Below are 15,240 nucleotides of genomic sequence, written 5' to 3'. Positions count from 1 at the left end.
CCCGGCGGGGAGTGCTCCGCAGTCGCTGGGGCGACGCTATCAAGGAGCGACACGCCCTTGTGCCCCTGCGGGCCGGAAGCCCGGGGGCGCGGGACCGCCGCCGGGTCGCGCGGTCCGCCCGCGATCTGCGGGACCCTGCGCGAAACCGGCGCCGAAAAGAGAGGTCGGCCCGTTCCCGCCCCCTCCGGCCCTCCGCGGCAGCGTGACTGAAAGCATCTGCCCATGGACATGGACACGTTCGCGGACCGACTGGACGCCGGGTGGGCATGGTGGGATGCGGCCGTCGAAGAGGCACAGCAGGGGCGGTGGGTCCGTGACGCCGTGGAGCGGCAGGTGATCCTGGACATCGGCGCCGCCACCAACCCACTTCATGGTGGGCGGGCGGCCCCGTTCACGGAGGACTCGTGGCACGTACGCCTGGGGAGGATCGCGAACTGGGCCGGAGTGCTGCGGCTCGCGGCCCGGGCGGGCGGCTGGGTGCTCCAACCGGTCGTCGGGCGGAATCCGCCGCCCCGTGCCGGAATGGCCGCATTGCTGTCCGGTATCTACGTGGTAGCCGAGCAGGGAGAGATCTGGATGGGCCGGCTCTTGGCGGGCGAACTGCCTCCGGAGTACGAGGTGTCCAAAGCCGAGGCGTTCTTCAACGGGCCCGGATCCGTCGAGGACCTGGAGCTCTTCTTCTACGACTGAGAGGCCGTCGGGGACCGCCGGAGACCGTCGTTGAATACGGCAGCGGGCCGCCCGGCCCCGGTAACCCGGAATTCATCCGAGGCCGAGTACCGGGCGGCTACCCCTGTCCGGTCACCGCCCGAGGGTGACTTCGGCTCAGACGGATTGCGGGTGACCGCCGTCGCCCTCGACCACGAGCCGGTCGGTGCCGGGAGCTTCTGCCCCCTCGACCACGGTCACATCGACCACTCCGTCACCGGTGGTGTCGAACTGGTAGAGGTCGGCTTTGCCGTCACCGGTGGTGTCCGTCATCCACACGTCGGGCCTGCCGTCTCCGTTGGTGTCGGCGCTGAGGAGGACATGGTGCTCGTCTCCCTGCGTAGGAACCACTTCCGCACTTCCCTCATTGGCGTCCATGAACGCCGGTTGCCCCTGCGCCGCCTTCCGAAACCGCGGCGTACGCAGGCGGTCGGCCGGGCTACTCGAAGCGCGAGATGTCGCCGGCTCCCCGGCGTACGATCTCCAGCTCGCCGCCCGAGAAGTCGATGACCGTCGTCGGCTCCGTACCGCAGTCGCCGGAGTCGATGACGATGTCCACCTCGTGGTCCAGGCGCTCCTTGATCTCCCAGCCCTGGGTGAGGGGTTCGGCCTCGTCGGGCAGCAACAGCGTGCTGGAGAGCAGCGGTTCGCCCAGCTCGCCCAGGAGCGCCTGCACGACCGGGTGGTCGGGGATGCGGACGCCCACGGTCTTCTTCTTGGGGTGCAGCAGCTGGCGCGGCACCTCCTTGGTGGCCGGCAGGATGAAGGTGTACTGGCCGGGCGTCGACGCCTTGACCGTACGGAACACGTCGTTGTCGATGTGCACGAACTGCCCGAGCTGGGCGAAGTTCTGGCACATCAGCGTGAAGTGGTGGCGGTCGTCGAGGTTGCGGATCGCCCGGATGCGGGACAGGCCGTCCCGGCTGCCGAGCTGGCACCCGAGTGCGTAGCAGGAGTCCGTCGGATACGCGACGAGCGACCCGGAGCGGATGCTTTCGGCCACGTTGGTGATGGTGCGCTGCTGGGGATTTTCGGGGTGTACGTCGAAATACTTCGCCATCCGGCGAGTCTACGGCCGGGTGCGCGAACGGTTCCCGGGGAAGCGGATTGTCCGGCGCCGGGGCGGGCAGGACAACCGTTTCGAGTGGCGGCCGCCGCTCAAACCTTCCGGCCGCTTCCGGCCGCGCGATGCTCGTTGTGCATCATGCATGATACGTGCATCGTGCACACATTCCGTGGTATATGTGTACAGAGAGGTCGCCGGCCCGGTGGGGGAGGCGCACCGCAGTCGTAGGGAGCCGTGCGTGGACATGCCTGTGGACCGGATCGAGTTCGAGACGATGCTGCTCGGCCGGCACATGAGCCTGCTCACCTCGCGCGGCGGCGGGCGGCTCGACCGGAGCGCGTACATCCTCCTCAGCCGCATCCGGGTCCAGGGCCCGATGTCGATCGGCCAGCTGCACGACGCGTTCGGCCTCGACACCTCGACGCTGAACCGGCAGACCGCCGCGATGCTGCGGGCCGGAGTGGTGGACCGTATCGCCGACCCGGACGGCGGGATCGCGCGCAAGTTCGTCATCACGGACGAGGGCGAACGCCGCCTCGACAAGGACCGGGCCGAGAACCGCGAGGGGCTGCAACGGGTCCTCGCCGAGTGGACCCCGGAGGAGGCCGCCCGCTTCGCGGACGACCTGGCCCGCCTCAACCGCGACATCGAACGCCTGGACGGACGGCCCTGGCCGCGCGACTGAGCCGTACGGCGGAAGCCGCACACGGTGTGAAGCGGAGCTGCGGTCCCGCTTAAGAAAACCTCGATGGACCTGGGGCGCGGGGTACGGCAGATTTCTCCGTGACGGCGGAGGATGGTGCGCGGCAGCCGGAGCGAGCGCGCTGCCATGCCGTCCCTCTCATCCTTCCCCGGGCCGCAGGCTTCCTCAGGCATGCCCCCGGCCCGGGGAGCTCAACGCCGTACAGGGAGCCGCAGCCGTGAAGGCACTCGTGAAGCAGAAGGCCGAGCCCGGGCTCTGGCTGATGGACGTCCCCGAGCCCGAGACCGGCCCCGGCGACGTACTGATCAAGGTCCTGCGCACCGGCATCTGCGGGACCGACCTGCACATCCGCAACTACGACGGCTGGGCGCAGCAGGCCATCACCACCCCGCTCGTCCTCGGCCACGAGTTCGTCGGCGAGGTCGCCGCGATCGGCTCCGACGTGGTGGACATCGCCGTCGGCGACCTGGTCAGCGGCGAAGGCCACCTCGTCTGCGGCAAGTGCCGCAACTGCCTGGCCGGCCGCCGCCACCTCTGCCGCTCCACGCTGGGCCTCGGCGTCGGCCGCGACGGCGCCTTCGCCGAGTACGTCGCGCTGCCCGCCTCCAACGTGTGGGTGCACCGGGTCCCCGTCGACCTCGACGTCGCCGCGATCTTCGACCCGTTCGGCAACGCCGTGCACACCGCGCTGTCCTTCCCGCTGGTCAGCGAGGACGTCCTGATCACCGGTGCGGGCCCGATCGGCATCATGGCCGCCGCCGTCGCCAAGCACGCCGGCGCCCGCAACGTCGTCATCACCGACGTCAGCGAGGCCCGCCTCGAACTGGCCCGCAAGGTCGGCGTCAGCCTGGCGCTCAACGTCGCCGACTCGACCATCGCGGACGGCCAGAAGGAGCTGGGCCTGCGCGAGGGCTTCGACATCGGCCTGGAGATGTCCGGCCGCCCCGAGGCGATGCGCGACATGATCGCGAACATGACGCACGGCGGCCGGATCGCCATGCTCGGACTCCCCTCCGAGGAGTTCGCCGTGGACTGGGCCCGGATCGTCACCTCGATGATCACGATCAAGGGCATCTACGGCCGCGAGATGTACGAGACCTGGTACGCCATGTCCGTCCTGCTGGAGGGCGGCCTCGACCTCGCCCCCGTGATCACCGGCCGGTACGGCTACCGCGACTTCGAGGCGGCCTTCGACGACGCGGCGAGCGGGCGCGGCGGCAAGGTCATCCTCGACTGGACCGTCTGACCTCCTCACCTCTTTAAGGAACCGGCATGTTCGACTCCGTACGCGACGACCTGCGCACCACCCTCGAAGAGATCGAGGCGGCCGGGCTGCACAAGCCCGAGCGCGTCATCGGCACCCCGCAGTCCGCGACCGTGGCCGTCACCGCCGGGGGCCGCCCCGGCGAGGTGCTGAACTTCTGCGCCAACAACTACCTGGGCCTCGCCGACCACCCCGACGTGATCGCCGCCGCGCACGAGGCGCTGGACCGCTGGGGCTACGGCATGGCCTCGGTCCGCTTCATCTGCGGCACCCAGGAGGTCCACAAGGAGCTGGAGCAGCGGCTCTCCTCCTTCCTGGGCCAGGAGGACACGATCCTCTACTCCTCCTGCTTCGACGCCAACGGCGGCGTGTTCGAGACGATCCTCGGCGCCGAGGACGCGGTCATCTCCGACGCCCTCAACCACGCCTCGATCATCGACGGCATCCGCCTGTCCAAGGCCAAGCGCTTCCGCTACGCCAACCGCGACATGGCCGACCTGGAGACCCAGCTCAAGGAGGCGTCCGGGGCCCGGCGCCGGCTGATCGTCACCGACGGCGTCTTCTCCATGGACGGTTACGTCGCACCGCTGCGCGAGATCTGCGACCTGGCCGAGCGCTACGACGCCATGGTCATGGTGGACGACTCGCACGCCGTCGGCTTCGTCGGCGCGGGCGGACGCGGTACGCCCGAGCTGCACGACGTGATGGACCGCGTCGACATCATCACCGGCACCCTCGGCAAGGCGCTCGGCGGTGCCTCCGGCGGTTACGTCGCGGCCCGCGCCGAGATCGTCGCCCTGCTGCGCCAGCGCTCGCGCCCGTACCTCTTCTCGAACTCGCTCGCCCCGGTCATCGCCGCCGCCTCCCTCAAGGTCATCGACCTGCTGGAGTCCGCCGGCGAGCTGCGCGAGCGGCTGAACGCCAACACCGCGCTCTTCCGTACCCGGATGACCGAGGAGGGCTTCGACATCCTGCCCGGCGACCACGCCATCGCCCCCGTCATGATCGGGGACGCGGCGAAGGCAGGCCGGATGGCGGAGCTGCTCCTGGAGCGCGGTGTGTACGTGATCGGGTTCTCGTACCCGGTCGTCCCCCAGGGCGCGGCCCGCATCCGCGTCCAGCTCTCCGCCGCGCACTCCACGGCGGACGTGAACCGCGCGGTCGACGCGTTCGTCGCCGCGCGCGCCGAGCTGGAGGGCTGAGGACGGTCCCAGGACGGTCGCGGGGGCGGTCAGGGCGCCCCCGCGACCTGGGACAATAGGTCACATGATCGATGCCCGGCGGCTGCGCGTGCTGCGCGCCGTGGCGGACCACGGCACGGTGACCGCCGCGGCCGCCGCCCTGTACCTGACCCCGTCCGCCGTCTCCCAGCAGCTCGCCGCCCTGGAGCAGGAGACCGGCCACCGGCTCGTGGAACGCGGCTCGCGCGGGGCCAGGCTCACCCCGGCCGGCGAGATCCTGCTCACCCACACCAACGCGGTCCTGGCCCAGCTGGAACGGGCGGAGGCCGAGCTGGCCGCGTACGGCTCGGGCGAGGCCGGTACGGTCACGGTCGCCGCGTTCGCCACCGGCATCGGCCTGGTGCTCGCCCCCGCCATCGCCGCGCTGAGCCGGACCGCCCCCGGCATCAAGGTCCGCGTCCAGGACGCGGAGGGCGACGCGAGCGTCCCGATGGTCCTGGACCGCCAGGTCGATGTCGCCGTCGCCGTCGAGTACCGGGGCGCCCCAGGCGAGGACGACCGCCGCCTCACCCGCGTCCCCCTCTACTCGGAACCGTTCGACGCGGTGCTCCCGGTGGGGCACCGGCTGGCCGGCCAGGAGCAGGTGGCCGTCGCCGAGCTGGCCAAGGACGCCTGGATCGGGCCCTACCCCGGCAACCCCTGCCACGACGTGGTGGTCCTGGCCTGCGAGTACGCCGGATTCGCCCCGAACCTCGAACACTCCTCGGACGACTTCCACGCGGTCGTCGCCCTGGCCGGCGCGGGGGCCGGAGTGGCCCTGGTGCCGCGCACCGCCCTCCAGGGCATGCCGCTGACCGGCGTGGTGGTCCGCCCGGTGCGCGGGACCGCCCCCACCCGCCGGGTGTTCGCGGCGGTCCGCCGGGGCGCGGAGGCCCACCCGCTGATCGCACCGGTCCTGGAAGCGCTGGCGGGCGCGGCGGGCTGAGGGGCGGACCCCGCCCCCGTCACGCCGGCTGGAGCAGGTCCCAGCGGTTGCCGTACAGGTCCTCGAAGACCGCGACCGAGCCGTAGGGCTCGTGGCGCGGCTCCTCCAGGAAGCGCACCCCGGCCGCCGTCATCCGGGCGTGGTCGGCGTCGAAGTCCTCCGTGTGCAGGAAGAAGCCGACCCGGCCGCCGGTCTGGGCGCCGACGCTCGCCGCCTGCGCCTCGTCCTTGGCGCGGGCCAGCAGCAACCCCGTACCCCCGGTACCGCGCGGCCGCACCACCACCCAGCGCGAGCCGTCGCCCCGGTCGGTGTCCTCGACCAGCTCGAAGCCGAGGGCGCCGGTGTAGAAGGAGAGGGCCTCGTCGTAGTCGCGGACGACCAGCGTGACCAGGGCGATGTGCGGCATGGAACTCCTCGCGGTGCGGCAGGGCGGCAGGGCGCCGGCCCCGGGCGCGACACTATCCGCATGGACCTCCCCGACCTCACCGCCCGCGCGCACCGCCTCGCCCGCACCGGCGGTCGGCGCGTCCTCGGCATCGCCGGGCCGCCCGGAGCCGGCAAGTCGACCCTGGCCGGGCGGATCGCCGAAGCGCTCGGCCCGCTCGCCGCCCTCGTCCCCATGGACGGCTTCCACCTCGCGCAGGCCGAACTCGAACGGCTCGGGCGGGCGGACCGCAAGGGCGCGCCCGACACCTTCGACGCCGCCGGATACGCCGCCCTCCTGCGCCGGCTGCGCGCCCCCGAGCCCGGGACCGTCGTCTACGCCCCCGCCTTCGACAGGTCCCTGGAGGAACCGGTCGCCGGGGCGATCCCCGTACCCCCGGAAGTCCCGCTCGTCATCACCGAGGGCAACTACCTGCTGTACGGGGACGGGCCCTGGGCCCCGGTGCGCGGGCTGCTGGACGAGACGTGGTACTTGGACCCCGACGACGCGGTCCGCGTGCCCCGGCTCGTCGCGCGGCATGTGCGGTACGGGAAGGCGCGGGCCGACGCCGAGCGCTGGGTGGCGCGGTCCGACGAGGCCAACGCCCGGCTCGTCGCGGCCGGCCGCGACCGGGCCGACCTCGTCGTCCGGTGACCCGTTCGCGCGCGCACCGGCGGGCGGGCAGGATGAGAGGGCCGTTCCGCGCCGTCAGGAGGACCCGCATGTCCACGAACCAGCCCGCGCCGTTCACCGCCGACGACTATCGGGCCCGGATGGCGCGGGCCGCCGACACCGCGGCAGCCGCCGGGCTCGCCGGGGTGCTGGTCGCGCCGGGGCCCGACATGGTCTACCTGACGGGCTACGCGCCGCCCGCCGACACCGAACGCCTCACCCTCCTCGTCCTCGCGGCGGACCGGGACCCCGTCCTCGTCGTACCGACCCTGGAGGCACCGGACGCGGAGAAGGCCGTCGGCGCCCCGGCCATGACCCTGCGGGACTGGACGGACGGCAAGGACCCGTACGAGGTCACCGCCCCGCTGCTGGACGGGCGGGGCCGCTTCGGGATCAGCGACAACGCCTGGGCGATGCACCTGCTCGGCCTCCAGCAGCGGCTGCCCGACAGCTCCTACGCCTCGCTCACCCAGGCGCTCCCGATGCTGCGCGCGGTGAAGGACGCCCACGAGCTGGAACGGATCGCCGCCGCCGGGGCCGCCGCCGACGCCACCTACGAGGAGATCCTGAAGGTCCGCTTCGCCGGCCGGAAGGAGACCGAGGTCGCCGCCGACCTCGCCCGGCTGCTCACCGAGCACGGCCACTCCCAGGTGGACTTCACCGTCGTCGGCTCCGGCCCCAACGGAGCCAACCCGCACCACGAGGCGGGGGAACGCACCATCGAGCACGGCGACATGGTCGTCCTCGACTTCGGCGGCCTCAAGCACGGCTACGGCTCCGACACCTCCCGTACCGTCCACGTCGGCGAGCCCACCGCCGAGGAGCAGCGGGTCCACGACATCGTGCGCGAGGCGCAGCAGGCGGGCTGCGCGGCGGTGCGCCCCGGTGTCGCCTGCCAGGAGATCGACCGGGCCGCCCGCGCCGTCATCACCGAGTTCGGCTACGGGGAACGCTTCATCCACCGCACCGGCCACGGCATCGGCGTCACCACCCACGAACCGCCGTACATGATCGAGGGCGAGGAGCAGCCGCTGGTGCCCGGCATGTGCTTCTCGGTGGAGCCCGGCATCTATCTGCCGGGCCGGTTCGGCGTCCGCATCGAGGACATCGTGACCGTCACCGAGGACGGCGGGCGCCGGCTCAACGCCACCGCCCGCGAACTCGCGATCGTGGAGTGACGCCGGTCAGTCGTCGGCCAGCACCACGCAGGACTCCGGCGGCAGGTGCAGCATCCCGTCCGGGCCCGGCGGGTCCACCGGCAGCCACGCGGCAAGCACCCGCCCCGGACCGCCCCGGTGCCGCCCGTTGCCCAGCGGGATCGCGGCCGGCTTCGCGTCGAGGTTGACCGCGATCCGCAGGTCGCCCCGGCGCACCGCGAGCCACCGCGCCCCGTCGTCGTACGCGGCCTTGACGCTCGCCAGGTCCGGGTCGCGCAGGTCCGGCAGGGTGCGGCGCAGGGCGATCAGCTCGCGGTACCAGGCGTACAGCCGGGCGTGCGGCTCGCGGTGCAGCTCGTCCCAGTCCAGGCAGGAGCGCGCCCGGGTGGCCGGGTCCTGCGGGTCCGGGATGTCCTCCTCCGCCCAGCCGTGCGCCCCGAACTCCCGCCGCCTGCCCGTGCGTACGGCCTCCGCCAGCTCCGGGTCCGTGTGGTCGGTGAAGAACTGCCACGGGGTGCGGGCGCCCCACTCCTCGCCCATGAACAGCATCGGCGTGAAGGGGCCGGTCAGCACGAGGGCCGCCGCGCAGGCCAGCAGCCCGGGGGAGAGGGAGGCGGCGAGCCGGTCGCCGAGGGCCCGGTTGCCGATCTGGTCGTGGGTCTGGGCGTAGCCGACGAAGCGGTGGGCGGCGCTGCGGGCGACGTCGACGGGGCGGCCGTGCGTACGGCCCCGGAAGCTGGAGTACGTGCCGTTGTGGAAGAAGGCGCTCGTCATCGTCTTGGCGAGCCCGGCCAGCGGGGCGGCCGCGAAGTCCGCGTAATAGCCCTGCGATTCGCCGGTGAGCGCGGTGTGCAGGCAGTGGTGGAAGTCGTCGTTCCACTGCGCGTGCAGCCCGAGCCCGCCCTCCCCGCGCGGGGTCGTGGTGCGCGGGTCGCACAGATCGGACTCCGCGATCAGCGGCAGCGGGCGCCCCAGCTCGGCGGAGAGCGCGTCGGCCGCCGCGGACAGCTCCTCCAGATACGTCAGCGCCCGGGTGTCGGCCAGGGCGTGCACCGCGTCGAGCCGCAGCCCGTCGAGCCGGTAGTCCCGCAGCCAGGCGAGCGCGCTGCCCAGCAGATACGCCCGCACCTCGTCCGAGCCCGGCGCGTCCAGGTTGACCGCCGCGCCCCACGGGGTGTGGTGCGTCTCGGTGAAGTACGGGCCGAACGCGGGCAGGTAGTTCCCGGACGGGCCCAGGTGGTTGTGGACGACGTCCAGGACGACGGCGAGCCCGAGCCCGTGCGCCGTGTCGACAAAGCGCTTGAGTCCCTCGGGCCCGCCGTACGGCTCGTGGACGGCCCACAGCGACACCCCCTCGTACCCCCAGCCGTGCACCCCCGGGAACGGGCAGACCGGCATCAGCGACACATGGGTGACCCCCAGCTCCGCGAGATGGCCGAGCCGGGCCGCCGCCGCGTCGAACGTGCCCTCGTCCGTGAACGTGCCGATGTGCAGCTCGTACAGGACCGCCCCGGGCAGCTCGCGCCCCGCCCACTCCGAGCGCCAGGCGTACGCGTCGTGGTCGACCACCGCCGACTCGCCGTCGGGGCCGTCCGGCTGGCGGCGCGAGCGGGGGTCGGGACGCACCGGACCGCCGTCCAGGGCGAAGCCGTACCGGTCGCCGTCCCCGGCCTCCGCCTCGGCGGTCCACCAGCCGGGCCGCTCCGGATCGGGCTCCATGGGCCGCAGTTCGCCCGCCAGCCGCAGCGCGGCCGACCCCGCGTCGGGTGCCCATACCTCGAACAACATGCAGCACTCCCTCGGTCCCGGGGCCGTGCGCCCCGGGACCATCGTGCTACGAGGACGCGGCGCCCGTCAGGCGTCCCACACCATGTCGAAGGCGCGCTCGAAATTGACGTAGCCCAGCCGGGCGAACGCCTTCGCCATCGGCACGTTGCCCAGATCCGTCGCCGCCCGGATGCGCTCGACCCCGTCCTGCGCGGCCAGTATCCGCGTCCCCTCCGCGAGGATGTCGTCGATGTAGCCGTGACCGCGGTGGGCGGGCAGCACACCGATGTACGCGATGATCGGGTTGTAGCTGTTGCGGGCCGGGATCACGAAGCCGACCGGCTCGCCGTCCGGGAGTTCCGCGATACGCCACCACTCACGGGGCGTGGCGTACCCGGCCAGCTCCTCGTCGTAATGCTTCTCGGCGGCCAGACGCGGCGTCAGGCCGGACGCCAGGTCCGCCTGCCCGTGCGCGTCGAGGGTCCCCTCCATCACGGGCATCATCAGCGCGAGCAGGTCCTCGCGCCCCTCCACCGCCCGGAACCGCAGCCGCCCGCTCGCGGCCGGCACCGGAGTCCCCGCGCGCCACTCCAGGCGCAGCCGCTCCACGAGCATCCGGGCGCCGGTGCGCTCCATGACCCGGATCCGGGCCTCGACGGCCTCGCGGACCGCCGGGTCCGCACGCCAGTCGGGCGGCACGAACCGCCCGTACTCGGGGCGCGGCGCCCCGGCCGGGACCACGGCGGCCGTCGCCGTTTCGACCAGGCGCAGCCCGGCCTCCTCGCGCTCGGCGGGCGGCAGGGTGTCGTCCAGGTCGAAGAAGTCGAGCAGCAGCGGCGCCGCGCCGTCCCTGCTCCACCAGGCGATCCGCGCGACCACGCGGTCGCCGCGCAGCGCCACCCACATCCATTCCGGGCGGCGGCGACCGGTGTCGAGGTCGTCGGCCAGCTCGTGGTCGAGGACGTAGGGCAGTTCGAGGAAGAGTTCCAGCTCCTCGGGGCCGGTCAGCGGACGGATGGTCAGATCGAGCGGTGCGTCGGGCACTGAACTCCAAGGACGAAGGGGCGCGTCACGGCGTTCTCCGGACGGCAGCGGCCGACCCTAGCAACGTTCCCCACGGGTCGCCCCTGGTTATCCGGTGCAGGTCAGAGGGGCCGGAAACCGGGGTTCTTCTGGACACCCCGGTGCCGTCGGACCGACAATCGAGCCGTGACGTCCCCGTTCGAGTACCACACGCCCACCGCGCGCCTGTCCGACGCGCAGCGCGACCGTGTTCTCGGTGTGCTCAGGGAGGGCGCCGCCCAGGGCAGGCTCTCCCAGGACACCTTCATGCAGCGCATGGAGGTGGCGCTGACGACCAGCCGCCCCGAGGAGCTGGAAGCCCTCACCAAGGACCTGGAACGCGAAGGCCGTTGGTCGCGGCAGCTGCTGCGCGTCGTCGGCGGGGTCTCCGGCTTTCCCGAGCGGGTGCGCCGGGCCTGGCGGGCGGAGCGGCTGCCCAAGCTGCTGCTCCCCGCCCCAAGCCCGCACCCCCTGCTCATCGGCCGAGACCCGGGCAACGGCCTGCGGCTCAGCCACGAGACCGTCTCCCGGATGCACGCGGAGCTGACCGCCCACGGCGACCGCTGGCTGCTGCGGGACCTCGGCTCGACCAACGGCACCTGCGTCAACGGGCAGCGCGTCACCGGCACGGTCCCGGTGCGCGAGGGGGACCAGGTGAGCTTCGGCCGCATGATGTTCCGCCTCTCCGCGCCGGCCCTCCGGCCGCCCGCGTAGGTCCGGCTTCCGGGTGCGCTGCGCCATGGAACCGCTCGCGGACGGCGACCCGTTCCTCGGCCCCGTGTCACCTGAACGGCCGCGCGCCGACTGCGACGCGACCGTTCAGGTGATGCCCTGAGGGGGACCGCGCCGTTCACCGGCGTACCGACTCGCCCGGGGGAACCGCCATGCAGGCAGACGCGCCCCGAGACATACCGGCCCCGACCACCTCGCCCGAGCCACGGGCCCGCGCCACCCGATCCGCCAGGTCCCGCAGGACCGGCAGGCCCTGCACCGGGCCCAGCCTCCTCGCGCGCGGCGCGGCCCGGGACCCGTACCGCTTCTACCGGATGCTGCGCGAGCAGTACCCGCTCAGCTACGACGCGCCTCTCGGCGCCTGGCTGGTCAGCCGGTACGACGATGTGACCACCGCCCTCACCGACCCCCGGTTCACCGGCTTCCCGCAGGACGGGGCGCCCCGGGGCGGGCCCGCGCCGCTCGGCCTGTGCCACGGCAGCCCGCGCTGTCTGCCCGCCGACCGCTACACCGTGGTGACCGGCACGGTCCCGGACCGGCTCGCCGACCGCGTGGAGCGCACCGCCTATGTGCTCGCCCGGCGCATCGCCCGCTCCTCCCGGGCCGACCTGGTCGAGGAGTTCTGCCGCTGGCTGCCCGCCGCGCCGGCCGGTGACGGGCCCTGCGCCCGCGACACCGCGCTGCGCCGGACCGTGCTGGCCTCGCTCCTCGCCAACCTGCTGGACGACCCCGATCTGCTGGCCGCCCTGCGCATCGAGCCCGCGCTCACCGGCCGGGCCTGGACGGAGTCGCTGCGGCGGGACCCGCCGGTCCAGGTCGTCCTGCGCCGCACGGTCTCCGAGGTCGCCCTCAGCGGCGGCACCCTTCCCGCGCGGGCGCCCGTCGCCTGCCTCGTCGGGGCCGCCGCGCGCGACCCGGGGCGGTTCGCGGCCCCGGACGCCTTCGACCCGTTCCGCCCGGACCAGGACCGCACGCTGACCGGCCCGGCGGGCTGCCCGGCCGTGGCGCTCAGCCGCCTGGAGGCCGAACACGGGCTGCGCGCCCTGCTCGACGCGATGCCCCGGCTCCGCTGGGCGGAGGGCTTCCGCCCGGCCGCCACGGGGCTGCTCACGCGAGGACCGCGCTCCCTCCTGGTCCGACCGGGCTGAGCCTCACCCCCGTACCAGCAACGCCACCGGCCGGTCCGCGAACAGTTCCGCCATCTCCGCCGTGCCGCCCGTGAACTCGCGGCCCGGCGCGAGGAGGTCCCGCCACACGCCGTCGTCCGGCAGGGCCAACCGCGTCCCGCGCCAGCCGCCCGACTCGGCGAGCCGCAGAGACAGCCGGGTCACCGCCGTCACGACCTCGCCGGACCGGCAGAAGGCCACGCAGTTCGAGGCCGCCGGGCCCGAGGCGCGCAGCGGGGCGTACGTGCCCGACTCGCCGAACACCGCGGGCCGCTCCCGCCGCAGCCGCAGCGCCGCCCGCGTCAGCTCCGCCTTCTCGTCGGCGGGCGCGTCCGGCGACGGCTCCGCGAACGGCCGCCGGTTGTCCGGGTCGACCAGCGCCAGATAGGCGCGCTCGGTGCCCTGGTAGAGGTCCGGCACCCCCGGCATCGTCAGGTGCACCAGCGCCGCGCCCAGCGACTGCGCCCGCACATGGGCGGCGAGCGGGGCGGCGAATTCCTCCACGAGGGACCGCACGGGACCGGTGTCCGCGGCGGGCCCGGCGGCGACGAAGTCCGACGCCAGCCGCTCGTACACCGGATCGGGCTCCGTCCAGCTCGTGAACAGCCCCGACTCGCGCACCGCCTTCAGCAGCGCCGGCTCCAGCCGCGCCGCCCGCTCCTCCGCCGGCATGCCCGCGCAGCCGACCGCCGTCTGCCACGCCTGCCAGGCCAGCTGCGGATCGGGCGCGGCCTGGGCGGACCGCCCGAGCCCCGCCACCAGACCTGCCCACCGCCCCGGGCACTGGGACAGCACCGCGATGCCCGCCCGCACCTCGGCGCTGCGCTTCGTGTCATGCGTCGTCAGGGCCGTCCCGGTGGCGGGCCAGTCGCGGGCGATGCGGGTGCAGAAGGCGTGGAAGTCCTCCGGCTCGACCGCCGGGTGCCCCGGGTCGCCGCCCACCTCGTTCGCCGAGATCAGCGGCAGATAGCGGTAGTACGCGGTGTCCTCGACCGCCTTCGCGCGCAGCGCGGACGAGGTCTGCGCGAACCGTGCGCAGAACGCCTCCCGGTCCCCGCCGCCACCGAGCCGCCCGAGCGCCAGGTCCCGCACCACGTCGACGGCCGACGCCTCGTCGCGTACCGCGAACGCCGCCTTGGCGTCGCTCACCGCCGTCGCGTCGAGCGTCGCCTCGGCCGCGTCGGTGCAGGGGCCGCCCGCCGTCACGTACGGGCGGTAGACCGGGACGCGAACCAGCAGCTCGCGGACGGCGGTGCGCAGCGCCCAGGGGGCGTGGTCGCGCAGCGCGGGGTCCCCGGCGCAGATCCGGGAGGCGAGGCGGGTCAGCACCTCGGTCTCCGCCGCCAGTTCATGGGTGACGACCCGGTACGCGGCCCGGCGCACGGTCGCCGCCCAGTGACCGCCCCGGTCGTCGGCCGGGGACGCCGCCTCGCGGTAGTGGCCGAGCAGCTCGGCGGCGCCCTGGGGGTCGGTGAAGAGGCCGTCGATCCGGTACAGCGCGTCGTAGCCCGTGGTCCCGGCGACGGCCCAGCCGCCCGGCAGCGGTTCGGCGCCGGTGAGGATCTTCTCCACCACCGTCCACACCCCGCCGCTCTCCTCGGAGAGCCGTTCCAGATAACCGGCCGGGTCGGCGAGGCCGTCCGGGTGGTCGATGCGCAGGCCGTCCACCACCCCGTCCCGGACCAGTTCGAGGATCTTGCCGTGGGTGGCGGCGAAGACCTCCGGGTCCTCCACCCGCACCCCGATCAGCTCCGAGATGGTGAAGAACCGCCGGTAGTTCAGCTCGGTGCGGGCCAGCCGCCACCAGCCGAGCCGGTAGTGCTGGGCGTCCAGCAGCTCCGGCAGCGGGAGCCCTGCGGTGCCCTCACGGAGCGGGAACTCCTGCTCGCCGTAGCGCAGCACCTCGCCGTCGACCCGCATCCGCGCCAGCTCGTCGCCGATCCGGCCGCCCAGCACGGGCAGCAGCACCCGCCCGTCACCGGCCGCCCAGTCGATGTCGAACCAGCGGGCGTACGGGGAGTCCGGGCCCTCGCGCAGCACCTCGCGCAGGGCGTGGTTGTGGACGGGGTCGGCCGCCATGTGGTTGGGCACGATGTCCAGGACCAGGCCGAGCCCGTGCTCCCGCGCGGTGCGCGCGAGCCGCCGCAGGCCCTCCTCACCGCCCAGCTCCTCCCGTACCCGGCCGTGGTCGGTGACGTCGTAGCCGTGCCGGGAGCCCGGCACGGCTTCCAGGACCGGGGAGAGATGCAGATGGGAGACGCCGAGCGAGGCGAGGTACGGCACGGCGTCCTCGGCGGCGCGGAACGGGAACTCCGGCTGGAGCTGGAGCCGGTACGTGGCGGTAGGCGTCATG

General features: G+C 73.7%; 15 protein-coding genes. 9 read left to right on the top strand and 6 right to left on the bottom strand.

Going from position 1 to position 15,240, the window contains the following annotated elements; translation table 11 throughout:
* Positions 1-222 precede the first annotated feature (222 nt).
* Entirely contained in the window at positions 223-690 is a 468-nt protein-coding gene (locus tag NEH16_RS05630) for a hypothetical protein (RefSeq protein WP_265539753.1), read from the top strand.
* Positions 691-825: 135 nt separating this feature from the next.
* Here NEH16_RS05630 and NEH16_RS05625 read toward each other — a convergent pair whose 3' ends face one another.
* Entirely contained in the window at positions 826-1,086 is a 261-nt protein-coding gene (locus NEH16_RS05625) for a hypothetical protein (protein WP_073966109.1), read from the bottom strand.
* Positions 1,087-1,147: 61 nt separating this feature from the next.
* Positions 1,148-1,768, bottom strand: a complete 621-nt coding sequence (locus NEH16_RS05620) for an L-threonylcarbamoyladenylate synthase (RefSeq protein ID WP_073966108.1) — start codon at positions 1,766-1,768, stop codon at positions 1,148-1,150.
* Positions 1,769-2,012: 244 nt separating this feature from the next.
* Between NEH16_RS05620 and NEH16_RS05615 the strand changes: the two genes are divergently transcribed.
* From NEH16_RS05615 to NEH16_RS05600, 4 genes are all read left to right on the top strand, one after another.
* A complete protein-coding gene (locus NEH16_RS05615) occupies positions 2,013-2,459 on the top strand; it encodes a MarR family winged helix-turn-helix transcriptional regulator (protein WP_265539748.1) in 447 nt (148 codons plus the stop codon).
* A gap of 235 nt (positions 2,460-2,694) precedes the next feature.
* On the top strand, positions 2,695-3,723 hold the full coding sequence (gene tdh / locus NEH16_RS05610) for an L-threonine 3-dehydrogenase (protein WP_265539746.1): 1,029 nt from the start codon (positions 2,695-2,697) through the stop codon (positions 3,721-3,723).
* A 26-nt stretch (positions 3,724-3,749) separates the two neighbouring features.
* A complete protein-coding gene (locus NEH16_RS05605; protein WP_265539744.1) occupies positions 3,750-4,943 on the top strand; it encodes a glycine C-acetyltransferase in 1,194 nt (397 codons plus the stop codon).
* Between the two features lie 64 nt (positions 4,944-5,007).
* Positions 5,008-5,907 (top strand): LysR family transcriptional regulator, encoded by a 900-nt coding sequence (locus NEH16_RS05600; RefSeq protein ID WP_265539742.1) that lies wholly within the window; start codon positions 5,008-5,010, stop codon positions 5,905-5,907.
* Positions 5,908-5,926: 19 nt separating this feature from the next.
* Here NEH16_RS05600 and NEH16_RS05595 read toward each other — a convergent pair whose 3' ends face one another.
* Positions 5,927-6,313 (bottom strand): VOC family protein, encoded by a 387-nt coding sequence (locus NEH16_RS05595; protein WP_265539740.1) that lies wholly within the window; start codon positions 6,311-6,313, stop codon positions 5,927-5,929.
* 60 nt (positions 6,314-6,373) lie between these two features.
* On the opposite strand from NEH16_RS05595, the gene NEH16_RS05590 reads away from it, so the two are divergent.
* Positions 6,374-6,985, top strand: coding sequence for a nucleoside/nucleotide kinase family protein (locus NEH16_RS05590; protein WP_265539738.1), 612 nt, complete (start codon positions 6,374-6,376; stop codon positions 6,983-6,985).
* 68 nt (positions 6,986-7,053) lie between these two features.
* Complete coding sequence (locus NEH16_RS05585; protein WP_265539736.1) at positions 7,054-8,181, top strand: aminopeptidase P family protein; 1,128 nt, start codon at positions 7,054-7,056, stop codon at positions 8,179-8,181.
* Between the two features lie 6 nt (positions 8,182-8,187).
* Here NEH16_RS05585 and treZ read toward each other — a convergent pair whose 3' ends face one another.
* On the bottom strand, positions 8,188-9,948 hold the full coding sequence (gene treZ, locus NEH16_RS05580) for a malto-oligosyltrehalose trehalohydrolase (RefSeq protein ID WP_265539734.1): 1,761 nt from the start codon (positions 9,946-9,948) through the stop codon (positions 8,188-8,190).
* 66 nt (positions 9,949-10,014) lie between these two features.
* Positions 10,015-10,971: a GNAT family N-acetyltransferase gene (locus tag NEH16_RS05575; RefSeq protein ID WP_265539731.1), complete on the bottom strand. Its 957-nt coding sequence runs from the start codon at positions 10,969-10,971 to the stop codon at positions 10,015-10,017.
* Positions 10,972-11,136: 165 nt separating this feature from the next.
* Between NEH16_RS05575 and NEH16_RS05570 the strand changes: the two genes are divergently transcribed.
* Both NEH16_RS05570 and NEH16_RS05565 read left to right on the top strand, forming a co-directional pair.
* Complete coding sequence (locus NEH16_RS05570) at positions 11,137-11,703, top strand: DUF1707 and FHA domain-containing protein (RefSeq protein ID WP_265539729.1); 567 nt, start codon at positions 11,137-11,139, stop codon at positions 11,701-11,703.
* Positions 11,704-11,873: 170 nt separating this feature from the next.
* Positions 11,874-12,869, top strand: a complete 996-nt coding sequence (locus NEH16_RS05565) for a cytochrome P450 (protein WP_265539727.1) — start codon at positions 11,874-11,876, stop codon at positions 12,867-12,869.
* Positions 12,870-12,872: 3 nt separating this feature from the next.
* On the opposite strand, the gene treY is transcribed toward NEH16_RS05565, so the two are convergent.
* A complete protein-coding gene (gene treY, locus NEH16_RS05560; protein WP_265539725.1) occupies positions 12,873-15,239 on the bottom strand; it encodes a malto-oligosyltrehalose synthase in 2,367 nt (788 codons plus the stop codon).
* Position 15,240 lies beyond the last annotated feature (1 nt).

The organism is Streptomyces drozdowiczii, assembly GCF_026167665.1.
Classification (GTDB): Bacteria; Actinomycetota; Actinomycetes; order Streptomycetales; family Streptomycetaceae; genus Streptomyces; species Streptomyces drozdowiczii_A.
Note: the sequence above shows the minus strand (reverse complement) of the source record. Positions and strands in the feature narration are given on the sequence as shown.